Source organism: Paenibacillus lycopersici (assembly GCF_010119935.1).
GTDB classification, from domain to species: domain Bacteria; phylum Bacillota; class Bacilli; order Paenibacillales; family Paenibacillaceae; genus Paenibacillus_Z; species Paenibacillus_Z lycopersici.
In genome coordinates, this window is sequence record NZ_CP048209.1 from 173848 (window position 1) to 190000 (window position 16153).

Genomic DNA, 16153 nt, shown 5'->3' on the forward strand with positions numbered 1-16153 from the left:
TTTACCCCCGTGCCGCTACAACCTTGTTATAGTGCTCCAAATAGACAAGCAGGATGGAAATATCGGCCGGCGTGACGCCGCCGATCCTTGAAGCCTGTCCGATCGAGAGCGGACGGATCGTAGACAAATTCGCCTTCGCTTCCTTGGACAAGTTCGTGACCGCCATATAATCGATATCTTCCGGAATGCGCTTCTTCTCCATCTTGGACAGCCGCTCCACCTGAATTTGCTGTTTCTCGATATAACCGGCGTACTTGATTTGGATTTCCACTTGCTCTTTCATATCATCCGTCAGCGCTTCAGGCGATGGCGACAACCGCTCGATATGCTCATACATCACTTCCGGGCGGCGCAGCAGCGATAGGGCATCCGTCGCTTGCTGGAGCGGCGCCGTACCGATCGCTTCCATCAGTGCAAGCACCTCTTCATCCGGGCGGACCTTTACGTTCTTCAGCCGCTCGATCTCCTGCTCCACCAGCGCTTTCTTGACGGTGAATTTATGGTAACGCGCCTCGGAGATTAAGCCGATTTCATAACCGGTAGGCGTCAGACGCAGATCTGCATTGTCATGGCGAAGCAGCAGGCGGTATTCCGCGCGGGACGTAAGCAGCCGGTAAGGCTCCGTCGTCCCCTTCGTCACGAGGTCATCAATCAGTACGCCGATATAGCCTTGGGAACGATCGATGATCACCGGTGGCTTCGCTTGTACTTTGCGGGCAGCATTGATGCCGGCCATGATCCCTTGCCCTGCCGCTTCTTCATAACCGGACGTGCCGTTAATTTGTCCTGCCGTGAACAGACCGGGTACAAGCTTCGTTTCCAGAGACGGCCATAGCTGCGTCGGAATGACCGCATCGTATTCGATGGCATAACCCGTACGCATCATCTCGACGTTCTCCAATCCCGGAATGGAGCGAAGGATGTTCAGCTGCACGTCTTCCGGCATGCTGGTAGACAGTCCTTGGACATAGTATTCCGACGTATTCTTCCCTTCCGGCTCCAGGAAAATCTGATGCTTCGGCTTATCGGCGAAACGAACGATTTTATCCTCGATCGACGGGCAATATTTCGGCCCCGTTCCTTCGATCGCGCCGGAGAACATTGGCGCGCGGTGCAAATTGTCGCTGATGATGCGATGCGTCTCTTCCGACGTATACGTCAACCAGCAGGGCAGCTGCTCATTATCGGACGATTCCGTCTCGTACGAGAAGAACTTCGGCTTCTCGTCTCCCGGCTGGATCTCCGTCTTCGAGAAATCAATCGTATCCCCGTGCACGCGCGGCGGCGTGCCGGTCTTGAATCGTACCAGCTGCAAGCCGAGGCTGCGCAAGCTTTCCGACAGTTTAATGGATGGCTGCTGGTTGTTCGGTCCGCTCTCATAGATCAGTTCGCCCATAATGACCTTGCCGCGCAAATAGGTCCCCGTCGTCACGACAATCGCTTTTGCCCGGTACTCCGCGCCCGTCTTCGTGATAACCCCCGTGCAGGCGCCATCCTCAATGATAAGGTCATCCACCATGCCTTGACGAAGCGTCAAATGATCGGTTTCCTCGATCGTCTGCTTCATGAAGTGCTGATATAGAAATTTATCGGCTTGCGCGCGCAAAGCATGAACAGCTGGCCCTTTCCCCGTATTCAGCATCCGCATTTGAATGAACGTTTTGTCGATATTGCGCCCCATCTCGCCGCCAAGCGCATCGATCTCCCGTACCACATGCCCTTTGGCCGGCCCGCCGATCGACGGATTGCACGGCATGAACGCCACCATATCCAAATTAATCGTCAGCAGCAATGTTTCTGCGCCCATACGGGCCGATGCCAGTGCCGCTTCGCAGCCCGCATGACCGGCGCCTACAACGATTACATCAAAATCACCTGCATGGTATCCCATTTCTCTATCCCTCCTTGCCCATCGGACAATATTATTTACCTAAACAGAACTGAGAGAAAATTTGATCGATCAATGACTCAGCTACCGAATCGCCTATCATTTCGCCCAATTGCTCCCAAGCCGTTCGCACATCAATTTGCACAATATCAATCGGAATTCCGATTTCCGTCGCTTCCATCGCGTCCACTAGCGATTGACGCGCCTGACGGAGCAGGGAAATATGCCGAACGTTACTGACGTACGTCAAATCCGCGGACTCCAGCTCGCCGCCGAAGAACATCCGCTTGATCACCTGTTCCAGCTCGTCAAGCCCCTGCTCCGTCAATACGGACATCCGGACAATCGACTCCGCCGGGAAGCGATCCTCGATCTCAGCCGTATCCAGCACGACCGGCAAGTCCGTCTTGTTCAGCAGCACCACGACCGGCCGATTGTTCAGCTTCTCCATCAGTTCGCGGTCGTCGGGATGCAGCGGCTCGTTTGCATTCAGCACGAACAGAATGAGATCCGCTTCTTCCAGCGCGGTTCTCGAGCGTTCGACGCCGATCCGCTCCACGACGTCGGACGTCTCGCGGATGCCCGCCGTATCGAGCAGCCGCAGCGGAATGCCGCCAAGCGTAATATATTCTTCAATCACGTCCCGCGTCGTTCCCGGAATGTCGGTCACGATCGCCTTATTCTCCTGCACCAGCGCATTCAGCAGCGATGACTTGCCGACATTAGGACGTCCGACGATGGCCGTGACGATGCCTTCTCGTAATATTTTGCCTTCCGCAGCCGTTTTTAACATCCGATCGATTTCCGTGCACGCTTCTCCGCACCGTTCCCGGATGTACGCGCTTGTCATCGACGCCACATCATGCTCCGGATAGTCGATATTGACTTCGATATGCGCAAGCAGCTCGATCAACCCGTGCCGCAGCGCCTTCACCTTCTTGGACAGCATGCCCTCCGCCTGCTTCAGCGCCACCGTGAACGCCCGGTCCGACTTGGAGCGGATCAGATCGATGACCGCCTCCGCTTGCGTAAGATCGATCCGCCCGTTCAGGAACGCCCGCTTCGTGAACTCGCCTGGCTCCGCGAGCCGGACTTCGCCGGAACGCAGCAGCAGCTCCAGCACGCGCTTAACGGCTACCACGCCGCCATGGGTGCTCAGTTCGACAACATCCTCCGCCGTGAATGAACGCGGTCCGCGCATCACCGTAAGCAGAATTTCTTCGACCGTTTCGCCGGAGTACGGATCTACGATATGGCCATAGTGTACGGTATGCGTGTCGGCATCGGCAATATTCGACTTCGAGCGAAATACAGCCGCGCAAGCCTTCACCGCATCCGGTCCGCTGACGCGGATAATGGCAATGCCGCCCTCCCCGACAGCTGTCGAAATGGCGGCAATCGTGTCTTGCATCATCATGATCATTCCCTCTTAACTTGTCACAAAATGAGAAAACCCCTATCGCGGCCAATCGAGACGAGCGACCGCGTTTAGAGGTAGGTTTTATCGCCTAAAAAACGGGCAATGACCACAGGAGCCATTGCCGGAATCCAACCTTATGCATCGTTACTTCAGCGTAATGACAACGCGCCGGTTAGGCTCGTCTCCTTTGCTGAATGTTTTCACCTTCGCATGGTTTTGAAGCTGCGAATGAATAATTTTGCGTTCATGGGGCGCCATCGGCTCCAGGACGACCTCTTTGCGGGTCCGGATGACATGCCCTGCCAGGCGATCCGATAAATCTTCAAGCGTCTTGCGTCTGCGATCGCGAAAATCTTCGGCATCGAGCACGATTCTCAAATGGCTGTTGGAATAACGGTTGGCCACGATGTTGACCAAATATTGCAAAGCATCAAGCGTTTGGCCGCGACGGCCGATCAGCATGCCGAGATCTCCGCCGCCGGATAATGCGAGAACCAATCCATCCCTTGAATCGTGACGAGCGATCGTAATATCCAGTCCCATCGTTCTTGCCACTTCAATAATGAATCGTTCCGTTTCAAGGATCGCATCTTTCCCATCCTTTGCATCTTTCACGGCCGGGGCCGGCGCATCGGCCTTCGGAGCGGAAGCGGCCGAAACGGCCGACACCGAAACCGCAGGCTGCTGCGCCGCCTCCGGAATAAGAACGAGCTCGACTTTCGCCGCTCGTCCTCCGATCAAACCGAACAGCCCCCTGCTCGGCTTCTCCAGCACGGTCACGTTCACGCGTTCCGCGGATACTTGCAATTCCGTTAAGCCTTGTCGTACAGCATCTTCGATCGTTTTGCCCGATGCTATGATTTTCTTCATTTCGCAGGGACACTCTCCTTAGTCTTCGATGAATTTCGGACGTAAAGGAAGTAGTTTTGCACAATCGTGTACGTGTTGCTGAAGATCCAGTACAGCGGCAACGCCGACGGGAAGCTGATCGCCATGACGAAGATCAGAACCGGGAAGATCAGCATGATGCCCTGCATGGCAGGCATTGTCTTCTGCTGGGACGACATCATCTTCGATTGGATGAACGTCGTCAGCGCTGCCAGAATCGGCAGGATGTACGTATGGTCCTTCTCGCCAAGCTGCAGCCAGAGGAATGTATGCTCACGAATGTTTTCATTCATATAGATCGAATTATACAGTGCGATGAACACGGGCATCTGAACGAGCAGCGGCAAACATCCGGCAAGCGGGTTAACCTTATGCTGCTGGAACAGCTTCATCGTTTCTTCCTGCTGCTTCTGCGGGTTGTCCTTGTGCTTCTCTTTCAATTTCGCCAGTTCCGGCTGCAAAGCCTGCATAGCCTTCGAGCTCTTGTACTGCTTAATCGTCAGCGGCAGAATCAGCGTCCGTACGATAACCACCATCAGCAGGATCGCGATGCCGTACTCGCCGTTGAACCATTTCGCGAAATGTTCGAGTGCCTGCGAGAAGTAGTAAACGACATTCCGCTGCCAGAAGTTGCCGTGCGACAAATCATCCACGGAAACAGGCGTATGGGAAGACGAACAACCGCTCAAGATTAACATCACGGCAATTAATGAAGCTGCCGTTAACCATGTTTTTTTCGAAATACGGGACAACATGTAAATCTCCTCTCTGAGCACCATAAGCGCTGGCCGATCGTCGGCGCAGTCGTTGCAAAATCATACACGTAAACTATATCACATATTATGGTACAAAGAAACAAGCCTGCATCCCCGGTAAAGCGATTTCAAGGCTCAGCGATTCTGTTTCAGGAGCCCTGCCCGCTTCAAGACGTGGAGCACGCTTTTCTCAAGTTCCTTAATGCCCAGACCGACGGCGGGCTTGCGTACGATCAGAATGAAATCGAGCTGTTCGGAGATCTTGCCCGCCTGGTGGCGAACGATCTCTTTCACAAGCCTTCTCATGCGATTGCGCACGACGGCATTGCCGATTTTCTTGCTGGCCGAGACGCCGAGCCTGAACGGTTCCGCTTTATGCTGGCGGGACCAGTACACGACGAACTGGCTGTTGGCGAACGATTTGCCGTTTCGGTAGATCCGGCTGAAATCTTCGCGATTACGCAAACGCAGCTTTTTTTGCACGGCGCATCCTCACCGAACCTTTAATACGAATAGTATCGCCTATATAAATGAAAAAAAGACCACGTAAAGTGGTCTTTAAAATTACGCGCTCAGTACTTTTCTTCCCCGCTTACGACGGGCGCTCAGCACTTTACGTCCATTAGCGGAAGCCATACGTTTACGGAAACCATGAACTTTCTTGCGTTTGCTTACATTCGGTTTAAATGTAGGTCTCATTGATCCTTGCACCTCCTATCCGTACTCAATCGTCATGCTATTTCTTATCGTCAGTACGATTAGCGATCGCCGGTTTTCCTTTACGAGGATGCTGCAAGGTCGATAAGAAAAATCGAACGATGAGCATTCTCCGAAAAAAACGCCTTTTTTTATTTAACCATGCAGGCACCCAAAAGTCAACCATCGCTCCTGCCAAACGGCTGCCGGCACGACTGGCAAATTCAAACTGTGGATAAACTAACGGTAGACACGCTGGCGCCGCCGAATTAATAACATGTGGATGAATTTATCGCACTTTCCCGGATTATGTCGAACTGGTAACAAGATATTAACAATATCTAGTGTTGTCAATAAGTTTTATACACAACCTATTGAATTTGTGGATAAAATGGCCGCAATCGTTGAATATCAAGGGTTATTTTGCTATGATGGATATGTTTTCTGTGTGGATGACTCCAATCCCCCCGCAAAATTATTAACAGCCTGTGGATAACAATGTGAACAACATTCATCCCCTTTTGATAAGTTTCGTTTTCCATCCCTTAATACTGTGGACGCAATTGCGGACGAATTCCACGAATTCGACATTTTCAGCAGGATAGCGCCGTTTTCGGCGATTTGGATAAGGAGTGACCATTTGTGGATAGCCATACGCACGAAATGTGGCAACAGGTGCTGTCTATCATTCAAACCAAGCTTAGCAAGCCGAGCTTCGATACTTGGTTTAAGGCCACGAAAGCTTCAATTAGCGGAGATTCCGTGGTTGTCGTGACAGCGCCGACGACTTTCGCCGCCGAATGGCTCGAAAGCCGGTATACCAAGCTTGTGCGGACAACGCTGCAGGAATTCCTGGGGCGTCAATACGACATTAAATTCGTAATCGAAGAGAATAAACCGCCCGAACCGGCCGAGATTCAGCCTGTCGTGCTGCCGCCGGTGCAAGTCGGACCGGAAGAGCCTTACACGCATATGCTCAACCCCAAATATATGTTCGATACGTTCGTCATCGGCGCCAACAACCGGTTCGCGCACGCCGCGTCCCTGGCCGTCGCCGAAGCGCCGGCCAAAGCGTATAACCCGCTTTTTCTCTATGGCGGCGTCGGCCTTGGCAAGACGCATCTCATGCATGCGATCGGGCATTATATTTTAGAGCATAATCCCAATACGAGGGTGCTTTACCTGTCTTCGGAGAAGTTTACCAATGAATTCATCAACGCCATCCGGGACAACCGCGGCGAGAGCTTCCGGAACAAATACCGGAACATCGACGTACTGCTCATCGACGATATTCAGTTTCTGGCCGGCAAAGAACAGACGCAGGAAGAGTTTTTCCATACGTTCAACGCCTTGCACGAGGAACGCAAGCAGATCGTCATTTCCAGCGACCGGCCGCCCAAGGAAATTCCGACGCTTGAAGAACGGCTGCGTTCGCGGTTCGAATGGGGCTTGATTACGGATATTCAGCCGCCGGACCTGGAGACGCGGATCGCCATTTTGCGGAAGAAGGCGAAGGCGGAGAACCTCGACATTCCGAACGAAGCGATGGTCTACATCGCGAGCCAGATCGACACGAACATCCGCGAGCTGGAAGGCGCGCTCATTCGGGTCGTTGCTTACTCCTCCCTCATTAACGAGGATATATCGTCGCATTTGGCGGCCGAGGCGTTGAAGGACATCATTCCGACAAGCAGGCCGAAAATGATCACGATGCAGGACATTCAGCAAAAGGTCGGGGAGCTGTACGGGCTGAAGCTGGAGGAGTTCAAGGCGCGCAAACGGACGAAGGCCGTCGCTTTCCCAAGGCAGATCGCGATGTACTTGTCCAGGGAACTGACGGATTACTCGCTTCCCAAGATCGGAGAGGCGTTCGGCGGACGCGACCATACGACCGTCATTCACGCCCATGAGAAAATCACGCAGCAGCTGAAAGCCGACGCGGAGCTGTTCAAGATCATTCAGACGCTGACGGAGAAGATCAAGAACCATACCTGAATATGAATAAGAAGAACGATGGATAACGCTGTCCAAGGCGAAACGGCTGACGCCGGTTTTGGCGGCGTCGCGCGATTCATTCCGGAGAGTTACGAGATTGCGTATAACTCGACAATTAATACGCGCTTGTATCTGAAAGTTATTCACGTCTTCAACATTTAACCGGCAAGCCTATGCACACGCTATACACATGTGGATAGGCTTGCTTTATCCGTGTTAATTGTACTTATCCACATATTCAGCGCCCCTACTACGACTTCTACTACTTTTTTTAAAACATTCATCATCAAAATACGGGTGATAACGACACCGCTTCCGCAGCCGTGATCCCTGCCCTTTAGGAGTGACGATTCATGAAATTAACGATCCGCAAAGACCAGCTGAACGACGCGATTCAACAAGTATCCAAGGCATCGTCGGCACGACCGGCCATTCCGATTCTCGGCGGCATCAAAATCGACGTCAATCACCAAGGCATTACATTAACCGCTAGCGATACGGACATTTCCATTCAAAGCTTTATTCCTGTCGAGAACGGCGAGTTCGTGATCGCGAAAGTCGAGAAACCGGGCAGCGTCGTGCTGCCGGCTAAATTTTTCGTCGAAATCGTCAAGAAGCTGCCTTCCGACGATCTCGAAATCGAAGTAAAAGAACAGTTTCAAACGATGATTCGCTCCGGTTCCACGGATATCCAGATGGTTGGCCTGGATCCGGAAGAATTCCCGGTCTTGCCGACTATCGAACAAAGCGAATCGATTGCCGTTCCCGGCGATTTGCTGAAATCGATGATCCGCCAGACCGTTTTCGCCGCGTCGACCAGCGAACAAACGCCGATTTTGACGGGAACGCTGTGGAATTTGGCGGAAGGCCAGCTGAAATTCGTCGCGACGGACCGTCATCGGCTCGCCAGCCGCATCGCGTCGATCGATACGCCAGAAGGCTACCGGTTCTCCAATGTCGTGATTTCGAGCAAGACGCTGAACGAGCTGTCGAAAATCGTGCCGGACGATCATACACATGTGGATATCGTCGTCGCGGACAATCAAGTGCTGTTCAAAGTCGGTCACGTGCTGTTCTATTCCCGCATCCTGGACGGCACGTATCCGGATACTTCCAAGATTATTCCGCAGCATTTCAAAACAGAACTCGTCCTGCCGACAAAAAAATTAACCGACGCGATCGACCGGGCCTACCTGATGTCGCGCGAAGAGAAAACGAACATCGTCCGCCTCGTCACGTCCGAGGACGGAACGATCGAAATTTCGTCCAGCTCGACGGAGCTCGGCCGCGTAACGGAACAGCTGGAAGCGAAAGAAATGACGGGCGAGCAGCTGCGCATCGCCTTCAACTCCAAATATATGCTCGATACGCTGAAGGTCATCGATAGTGAATATTTATTCATCGGCTTCACCGGTTCGATGAGCCCGATCATTATCAAGCCGACCGATCATTCGCACAGCTTGCATCTCATCCTGCCGTATCGGACGACGGGTTGAACGAGGAGATAACATGATGAAGGAAATTGGCATTTCGACGGAATACATTGCGCTCGGCCAGTTCTTGAAGCTATCGGACTGCATCGATACCGGGGGCGCGGCGAAGTTTTTCCTGCAAGAGAATGAGGTTGTCGTTAACGGGGAGCCGGACAACCGCCGCGGACGCAAGCTTTATGTCGGCGACAAGGTTGACATCAAGGGACATGGCGTGTTTACGATTGTGAAACGGTAATGCGGCAAGATGCTGTTTTGCCGGCGATGACCGGGAGGCCTGACAGTGCGATTACAATCCATTCAGCTGCACAATTACCGCAATTACGAACAGATTGAACTGACGACGGACAGCCAGGTGAATCTGTTCGTCGGGCGCAACGCGCAGGGCAAGACGAATTTGCTCGAAGCGATTCTCGTGCTTGCCTTGACGAAGTCGCACCGGACGAGCAAAGACAAGGAGCTTATCGGCTGGCAGTCGAGCGAAGCCCGCATCCGGGGCGAGGTCGAGAAGCGGTACGGCACCGTGACGCTCGATCTCGCGCTGTCCCAGCAAGGGAAGAAAGCGCGGATCAACGGACTGGAACAGCGCAAGCTGAGCGATTTCGTCGGTTCGCTGAACGTCGTCATGTTCGCGCCGGAGGATCTAGAGATTGTGAAGGGCACGCCGGGCGTGCGCCGTCGGTTTCTCGACATGGAAATCGGCCAGGTGCAGCCCGGTTATTTGCATGCGCTCGGGCAGTACCATAAGGTGCTGCAGCAGCGCAACAATTACTTGAAGGCAACGCTGCCCGGAAGCGCCAATCCGGCGATGATGGAAGTATGGAACATGCAGCTTGCCGAATACGGTGTTAAAATTGTGAAAAAAAGGCAAAACTTCATAGAGAAGCTTCAGCGGTGGGCACAGTCGATCCATGCCGGCATCACGGCCGGGTCCGAAGAGCTGACCATCGTGTACCGGCCCTCCTTCGAGAGCGACGCGACCGAAGAAGAATCTATTTTATTTGAGCAATTTATGATAAAGTTATCACAAGTCAAGGATCAGGAGCTTCGTCGCGGGATGACGCTCGTTGGTCCTCATCGTGATGACATCGCCTTTTTTATCAACGGCAAGGAAGCGTCGGTTTACGGCTCGCAGGGACAGCAGCGAACGACCGCGCTTTCGCTTAAATTGGCCGAGATCGAACTCATTCACGAAGAAATCGGCGAGTACCCGCTGCTGCTGCTCGATGACGTATTGTCCGAGCTCGACCAGCACCGGCAGACGCAGCTGATTGAAACCTTTCAGAGCAAAGTGCAAACGTTCATAACGACGACGGGACTCGAGAGCGTGAATACCGGCAAGCTGCATGACGCGCGGATCTACAAGGTCCAGAACGGATGCGTGGTGCCGTAATACGCAAGTGACGAAGAAGCGGAGGGTTGGTTTTATGTATATCCATTTAGGCGGAGAGAAGATTATTCGCGCCGCGGAACTCGTGGCGATTTTCGACATTTCAATCGAGCAGTCCTCCAAGCTTTCCAAGCAATTCGTCGCGCAGGCCCGCAAGCGGAAGGACGTTGAAATCATAGGGGAAGAAGAAGCGAAATCGATCGTTGTCACCGAGCAGAAAATCTATTATTCGCCCATCTCGTCCTCAACGCTGAAGAAACGATCGCACCATTTTGCGACTAGTTAGAGGGTTAACGGGCATTCAGGATGCAAAATGGCAAGTAGGATGCAGGCCCGAGCAGCGGAAGTTCGCGACCAGGGCAGTTGAGAGGAGCAGTGAAACCCAGCATGACATCGAATCAGCATACGTATGACGAAAGCCAGATTCAAGTTCTGGAGGGGCTGGAAGCCGTACGCAAACGCCCGGGGATGTACATCGGCTCCACTAGCGGCAAAGGACTTCACCATCTCGTATGGGAAGTCGTTGATAATAGCATTGACGAGGCGCTGGCAGGCTTCTGCACGCGCATCGAGGTTATCATTCACGAGAATAACAGCATCACCGTTATCGATAACGGGCGCGGCATTCCGGTCGGGGAGAACGTCAAGCTGAAGAAGTCGACGCTTGAAGTCGTTATGACCGTGCTTCATGCGGGCGGCAAATTCGGGGGCGAAGGCTACAAAGTATCCGGCGGTTTGCACGGCGTCGGCATCTCTGTCGTGAACGCCTTGTCGGAATGGGTCGAAGTAACCGTCAAGCGGGAAGGCAAGATTCATCGCCAAGAGTATCGCCGCGGCGTTCCGCAATACGACCTGCAAGTGATCGGCGAAACGGACGAAACCGGTACGACGACGACGTTCAAGCCGGACAGCGAGATCTTCACCGAGACGCTCGTGTACGAATACGAAGTGCTGCAGTCGCGGATCCGCGAGCTGGCCTTCTTGAATAAAGGCATCGAAATCGCGCTCTCCGACGAGCGCACGGGCGTATCCCACACGTACAAATACGAAGGCGGCATCATCGAATTCGTCAAGTATTTGAACCGGAGCCGCGAGGCGCTGCATGAAGCGCCCATCTACGTGGAAGGCTCCAAGGACAATATACAGGTCGAGGTTGCCTTGCAATACAACGATAGCTACACCGAGAATATTTATTCGTTCGCCAACAACATCAATACGCATGAAGGCGGCACGCACGAATCCGGCTTCAAGAGCGCGCTCACGCGGATCATCAACGAATACGCCCGCAAAATGAACGCCATCAAAGACAGCGACTCCAATCTTTCCGGCGATGACGTCCGCGAGGGGCTGACGGCGATTATTTCCGTCAAGATCCCGGAGCCGCAGTTCGAGGGTCAAACGAAGACGAAGCTGGGCAACAGCGAGGTGCGCGGTATCGTCGAATCGTTCTTCGCCGAGAAGTTCCAGGAGTTTCTGGATGAGAACCCGGCTGTCTCGAAGAAAATCGTCGAGAAAGGGTTATCGGCGTCCCGCGCCCGCGAAGCCGCGCGCAAAGCCCGCGAGCTGACCCGCCGCAAAAGCGCGCTGGAAGTCAGCGCATTGCCGGGCAAGCTCGCCGACTGTTCGTCCCGCGACGCTTCGATCAGCGAGATCTACATCGTCGAAGGCGACTCTGCGGGCGGTTCCGCGAAGCAGGGCCGCGACCGCCACTTCCAGGCGATTTTGCCGCTCAGGGGTAAGATCCTCAACGTCGAGCGCGCGCGTCTGGATCGGATTCTGTCGAATACGGAGATCCGCGCCATTATAACGGCGCTCGGAACGGGCATTGCCGATGATTTCGACCTCTCCAAGGCGCGGTATCACAAAGTCATCATCATGACGGATGCCGACGTTGACGGCGCGCATATCCGCACGCTCCTGCTGACGTTCTTCTTCCGCTACATGCGGAAAATCATCGAGGCCGGTTACGTGTATATCGCTCAGCCGCCGCTCTTCAAGATCGAACGGAACAAAGTGGTCCGCTATGCGCAAAGCGAGAAGGAACGCGATGCCGTCATCGCCGAATTCGGCGAGGGAGCCAAGGTCAACGTACAGCGGTACAAAGGTCTCGGCGAGATGAACGCTTCGCAGCTGTGGGAGACGACGATGGATCCAGAGAGCCGGACGATGCTCCAGGTGACGATCGAGGATGCGATCGAAGCCGACAACATCTTCGAAACGCTCATGGGCGACAACGTGGAGCCGCGCCGCGAGTTCATCCAAGAGTTCGCGAAATTTGTCAAGAACCTCGATATTTAATTGCGGTCTCGCCCTAGAGCGGGATGCATGATTCAAGTAACAAGCCGTCCGGCAACCGGGCGGCTTGTCGTTATTTCATGCGCCTGCCGTAAGCCAGACAGCAGCGGCGTATCCGCCGAAACATCGATTTATCGTTCAGCTTGCGGAAGATATACGGATCCGGCAGCGTGTTGACCTCCAGGATCCAGGGACGGAACGATTCGTCGATCGCGACATCGATCCCGATCTCCTTCAGCCGCGGATAGCGGGTCTGCAGCTGAAGCGCGACGGACGCGCCGATGTCGGCCATCCATATTTTGTAGCTGTCCGTTTGCGTTGGCGACATGTACGGCTGCATCAATTGATCGAACGCCATAATAACGCCGCCGCTGTGGTAATTCGTGACGATCTTCTGCGGATGGCCGAGGCGGCCGATGATGCCGGTCGTTTCCCATTGCTTGCTCGGGTTCTGCTGCACCATGACGCGGATATCGAAGCGCAATCCTTCATAGGTCAGGAGCGGGATCCCCTGTTGAATCAAATAAGCGCGGCTTCCGATACGGCTTTGCAGCGAGGAAGCCATTTTGTCGAAGGAAGGAAAACGCTGCAAAAGCGTGCCCGATTGATAGGTGTACTCGGCGTCCGACACCTTCTCAACTCGAACGACGCCTAGTCCGAACGTCCCTTGGTCCGGCTTGACGTACACCATGCCATGTTCGTCGAGCATGGCCGCAAGCTGCTGAATCTGCCAGCGCTTTGTAACCGGAATCCGCTCGCGCAGCGTCTCCGAAAGCAGCAGCACTTTCGTTTTTGCCCATTTGCTTTTCACGCGCTGGATGGCCAACGTGGCCCCACCTTTCATGTTGACGATCGGGTAACGGAATACCGTTCCCGCAGGAGACACGGTCTGAAATCAATGGTATAATAGAGATAATGCCTATTTTTAGGATTTGCCGTATTCCGACGTTATTCGACGGTTTATATGACCGCATAACCATGTTAGTCTATGGCGGAAATTCGGATTTGGAGCGTGTATTCACCCAGGCCGACGAAGATTTGGGAGAAGGAACGCGATTCGGGCAAGTTTCGGGTTTGCAAACGTTTAAGGATAGCGAGAATGAGCCGAAACTATAAGGATACCAGTATTGTTTGTCGATTATTCCAGCTCGTCAATGATGCGATGGCAGCGTCATTGAGAAGCTTAAGCATAAGCAAACTCTAGGAGGTTTACGATGGCAGAAGAGAACAGCCAGCAAGTGCGGGATCGCGATATCGGCACCGAGATGCGCGAGTCGTTCATGGATTACGCAATGAGTATCATCGTCAGCCGCGCGCTGCCGGACGTACGCGACGGTTTGAAGCCCGTGCATCGCCGGATTCTATTCGCGATGTCGGAGCTCGGCATGTCGCCGGACAAGCCTTATAAGAAATCTGCCAGAATCGTCGGCGAAGTCATCGGCAAGTATCATCCGCACGGCGATTCTGCAGTATATGAGACCATGGTACGGATGGCGCAGGACTTCTCGCTTCGCTACATGCTTGTCGACGGCCACGGCAACTTCGGTTCGATCGACGGCGATATGGCGGCGGCGATGCGTTATACGGAGGCGCGGCTATCCAAGATCGCAATGGAGATGCTGCGCGACATCAACAAGGAGACCATCGATTTCGCGCCCAACTACGACGGCGAAGAGCAAGAGCCTACCGTGTTGCCCGCGCGTTTTCCAAACCTGCTTGTTAACGGCCTGACCGGCATTGCGGTCGGCATGGCGACGAACATCCCGCCGCATAACTTGACCGAAGTCATTAACGGCGTTCAGGCAATGATCCGCCAGCCCGACATTACGCCGATCGAGCTGATGGAGTACATCAAAGGTCCTGATTTCCCTACGGCTGCCTTCGTGATGGGCCGGGAAGGCATGCGCCAGGCGTATACGACGGGACGCGGCTCCGTGACGATGCGGGCCCGCGCGACGATCGAGGAGAATGGCGGCAAAGCGCGCATTATCGTGCATGAACTGCCTTACCAGGTCGTCAAGGCGCGCCTGGTCGAGAAGATCGCCGAGCTTGTCCGCGAGAAGAAGATCGAAGGCATTACGGACCTGCGCGACGAGTCCGACCGCAACGGCATGCGGGTCGTTATCGAGCTGCGCCGCGACGTGACGCCGACGGTGGTGCTGAACAACCTGTTCAAGCACACCCAGATGCAGATGAACTTCGGCTTTAATATGCTGGCGCTCGTGAAGGGCGAGCCGCGCACGCTCAATCTGCGCGACATCCTTTACTACTACCTGGAGCATCAGGTTGAAGTCATTCGCCGCCGTACGGAATTCGATCTGAAGAAAGCCGAAGCCCGCGCTCATATCCTGGAAGGCTTGCGCATCGCGCTCGATAATCTGGACGAGGTTATCCGGCTGATCCGGGCCTCGCAGACGACGGAAGAAGCGCGCGAAGGATTGATTTCCCGATTCGGCCTCAGCTTCGATCAGGCGCAAGCGATTCTGGACATGCGTTTGCAGCGACTCACCGGACTGGAACGCGACAAGATCGAAGCCGAGTACGCCGAGCTGCTGCGCAAAATCGCCGAGTACAAAGCGATTCTGGCCGATGAGCAGCTTGTGCTTCAAATTATCAACGACGAGCTTGAGGAAGTGAAAGAGAAGTTCGGCGACGAGCGCCGTACGGAGCTGATGACGAGCGAGGACGAGATTCTCGACGAGGATCTGATCCCGCGCGAGGACGTCGTCATTACGGTTACGCATTCCGGCTACGTCAAGCGACTGCCGGTTACGACGTACCGCAGCCAGAAGCGGGGCGGCAAAGGCGTCATCGGCATGGATACGAAAGATACCGACTTCGTCGAGCATCTCTTCGTTTCCAACACGCACCATTACCTATTGTTCTTTACGGATAAGGGCAAGGTGTACCGGCTGAAGGCCTATGAGATTCCGGATCTGAGCCGGACCGCGCGGGGAACGCCAATTATCAATCTGCTCCAAATCGAGCAGGGCGAGACGGTCAACGCCGTTATTCCGGTCGAATCGTTCGAGCCGGATCGTTACTTGTTCTTCGCGACGAAGAATGGCATCGTCAAGAAGACGCCGCTCGATGATTACGCGAACATTCGCAAAGTCGGCCTGATCGCGATTAACCTGCGCGAGGACGACGACCTGATCGGGGTCAAGCTGACGGACGGCAATCAAGAAATCATCATGGGAACAAGCCAAGGCATGTCCATTCGATTCTCGGAGCAGGACGTCCGTCCGATGGGACGCTCGGCGACAGGGGTTAAAGGCATCAACTCCGATGATGAGGATGAGGTTATCGGCATGGACGTCGTTGTTCCGGAGAGCA

14 protein-coding genes (1 of these 14 cut by a window edge) are annotated in these 16153 nt (G+C 54.2%); 7 read left to right on the forward strand and 7 right to left on the reverse strand.

Going from position 1 to position 16153, the window contains the following annotated elements; all coding sequences use genetic code 11:
* Window position 1: 1 nt before the first annotated feature.
* The 6 genes from mnmG to rpmH all read right to left on the reverse strand — a co-directional run bounded on the left by mnmG (window position 2) and on the right by rpmH (window position 5650).
* Complete coding sequence (gene mnmG, locus GXP70_RS00755) at window positions 2-1891, reverse strand: tRNA uridine-5-carboxymethylaminomethyl(34) synthesis enzyme MnmG (protein ID WP_162354730.1); 1890 nt, start codon at window positions 1889-1891, stop codon at window positions 2-4.
* A gap of 31 nt (window positions 1892-1922) precedes the next feature.
* Window positions 1923-3302, reverse strand: a complete 1380-nt coding sequence (gene mnmE, locus GXP70_RS00760) for a tRNA uridine-5-carboxymethylaminomethyl(34) synthesis GTPase MnmE (RefSeq protein ID WP_162360239.1) — start codon at window positions 3300-3302, stop codon at window positions 1923-1925.
* Window positions 3303-3452: 150 nt separating this feature from the next.
* Window positions 3453-4178 carry an RNA-binding cell elongation regulator Jag/EloR gene (gene jag / locus GXP70_RS00765; RefSeq protein WP_162354731.1) on the reverse strand — a complete coding sequence of 242 codons (726 nt, stop codon included), beginning with the start codon at window positions 4176-4178 and terminating at the stop codon, window positions 3453-3455.
* Window positions 4175-4894: a YidC/Oxa1 family membrane protein insertase gene (locus tag GXP70_RS00770; protein ID WP_225442817.1), complete on the reverse strand. Its 720-nt coding sequence runs from the start codon at window positions 4892-4894 to the stop codon at window positions 4175-4177. Before GXP70_RS00770 ends, jag begins: the two co-directional genes overlap by 4 nt.
* Window positions 4895-5086: 192 nt before the next feature.
* Window positions 5087-5434, reverse strand: coding sequence for a ribonuclease P protein component (gene rnpA, locus GXP70_RS00775; RefSeq protein WP_162354733.1), 348 nt, complete (start codon window positions 5432-5434; stop codon window positions 5087-5089).
* An 81-nt stretch (window positions 5435-5515) separates the two neighbouring features.
* Window positions 5516-5650 carry a 50S ribosomal protein L34 gene (gene rpmH, locus GXP70_RS00780; protein WP_161743866.1) on the reverse strand — a complete coding sequence of 45 codons (135 nt, stop codon included), beginning with the start codon at window positions 5648-5650 and terminating at the stop codon, window positions 5516-5518.
* 639 nt (window positions 5651-6289) lie between these two features.
* Between rpmH and dnaA the strand changes: the two genes are divergently transcribed.
* From dnaA to gyrB, 6 genes are all read left to right on the forward strand, one after another.
* Entirely contained in the window at window positions 6290-7642 is a 1353-nt protein-coding gene (dnaA, locus tag GXP70_RS00785; protein ID WP_162354734.1) for a chromosomal replication initiator protein DnaA, read from the forward strand.
* A gap of 353 nt (window positions 7643-7995) precedes the next feature.
* Entirely contained in the window at window positions 7996-9138 is a 1143-nt protein-coding gene (dnaN, locus tag GXP70_RS00790; protein WP_162354735.1) for a DNA polymerase III subunit beta, read from the forward strand.
* Between the two features lie 16 nt (window positions 9139-9154).
* Window positions 9155-9370 (forward strand): S4 domain-containing protein YaaA, encoded by a 216-nt coding sequence (yaaA, locus tag GXP70_RS00795; RefSeq protein ID WP_162360240.1) that lies wholly within the window; start codon window positions 9155-9157, stop codon window positions 9368-9370.
* A gap of 45 nt (window positions 9371-9415) precedes the next feature.
* Window positions 9416-10525 carry a DNA replication/repair protein RecF gene (gene recF, locus GXP70_RS00800; protein ID WP_162354736.1) on the forward strand — a complete coding sequence of 370 codons (1110 nt, stop codon included), beginning with the start codon at window positions 9416-9418 and terminating at the stop codon, window positions 10523-10525.
* Between the two features lie 34 nt (window positions 10526-10559).
* The gene (gene remB, locus GXP70_RS00805; protein WP_162354737.1) at window positions 10560-10808 is read left to right on the forward strand and encodes an extracellular matrix regulator RemB; all 249 of its coding nucleotides are present in this window, start codon (window positions 10560-10562) and stop codon (window positions 10806-10808) included.
* A 101-nt stretch (window positions 10809-10909) separates the two neighbouring features.
* Window positions 10910-12820, forward strand: coding sequence for a DNA topoisomerase (ATP-hydrolyzing) subunit B (gyrB, locus tag GXP70_RS00810; RefSeq protein ID WP_162354738.1), 1911 nt, complete (start codon window positions 10910-10912; stop codon window positions 12818-12820).
* A gap of 70 nt (window positions 12821-12890) precedes the next feature.
* Here the strand turns inward: gyrB and GXP70_RS00815 are convergent, their stop codons facing one another.
* Window positions 12891-13643, reverse strand: coding sequence for a YheC/YheD family protein (locus GXP70_RS00815; protein WP_162354739.1), 753 nt, complete (start codon window positions 13641-13643; stop codon window positions 12891-12893).
* Window positions 13644-14031: 388 nt separating this feature from the next.
* On the opposite strand from GXP70_RS00815, the gene gyrA reads away from it, so the two are divergent.
* Window positions 14032-16153, forward strand: partial view of a DNA gyrase subunit A gene (gyrA, locus tag GXP70_RS00820; RefSeq protein ID WP_162354740.1) — the 5' portion only. Its footprint extends 365 nt past the window's final position; only the first 2122 of its 2487 coding nucleotides appear in the window; the start codon lies at window positions 14032-14034; the stop codon falls past the right edge of the window.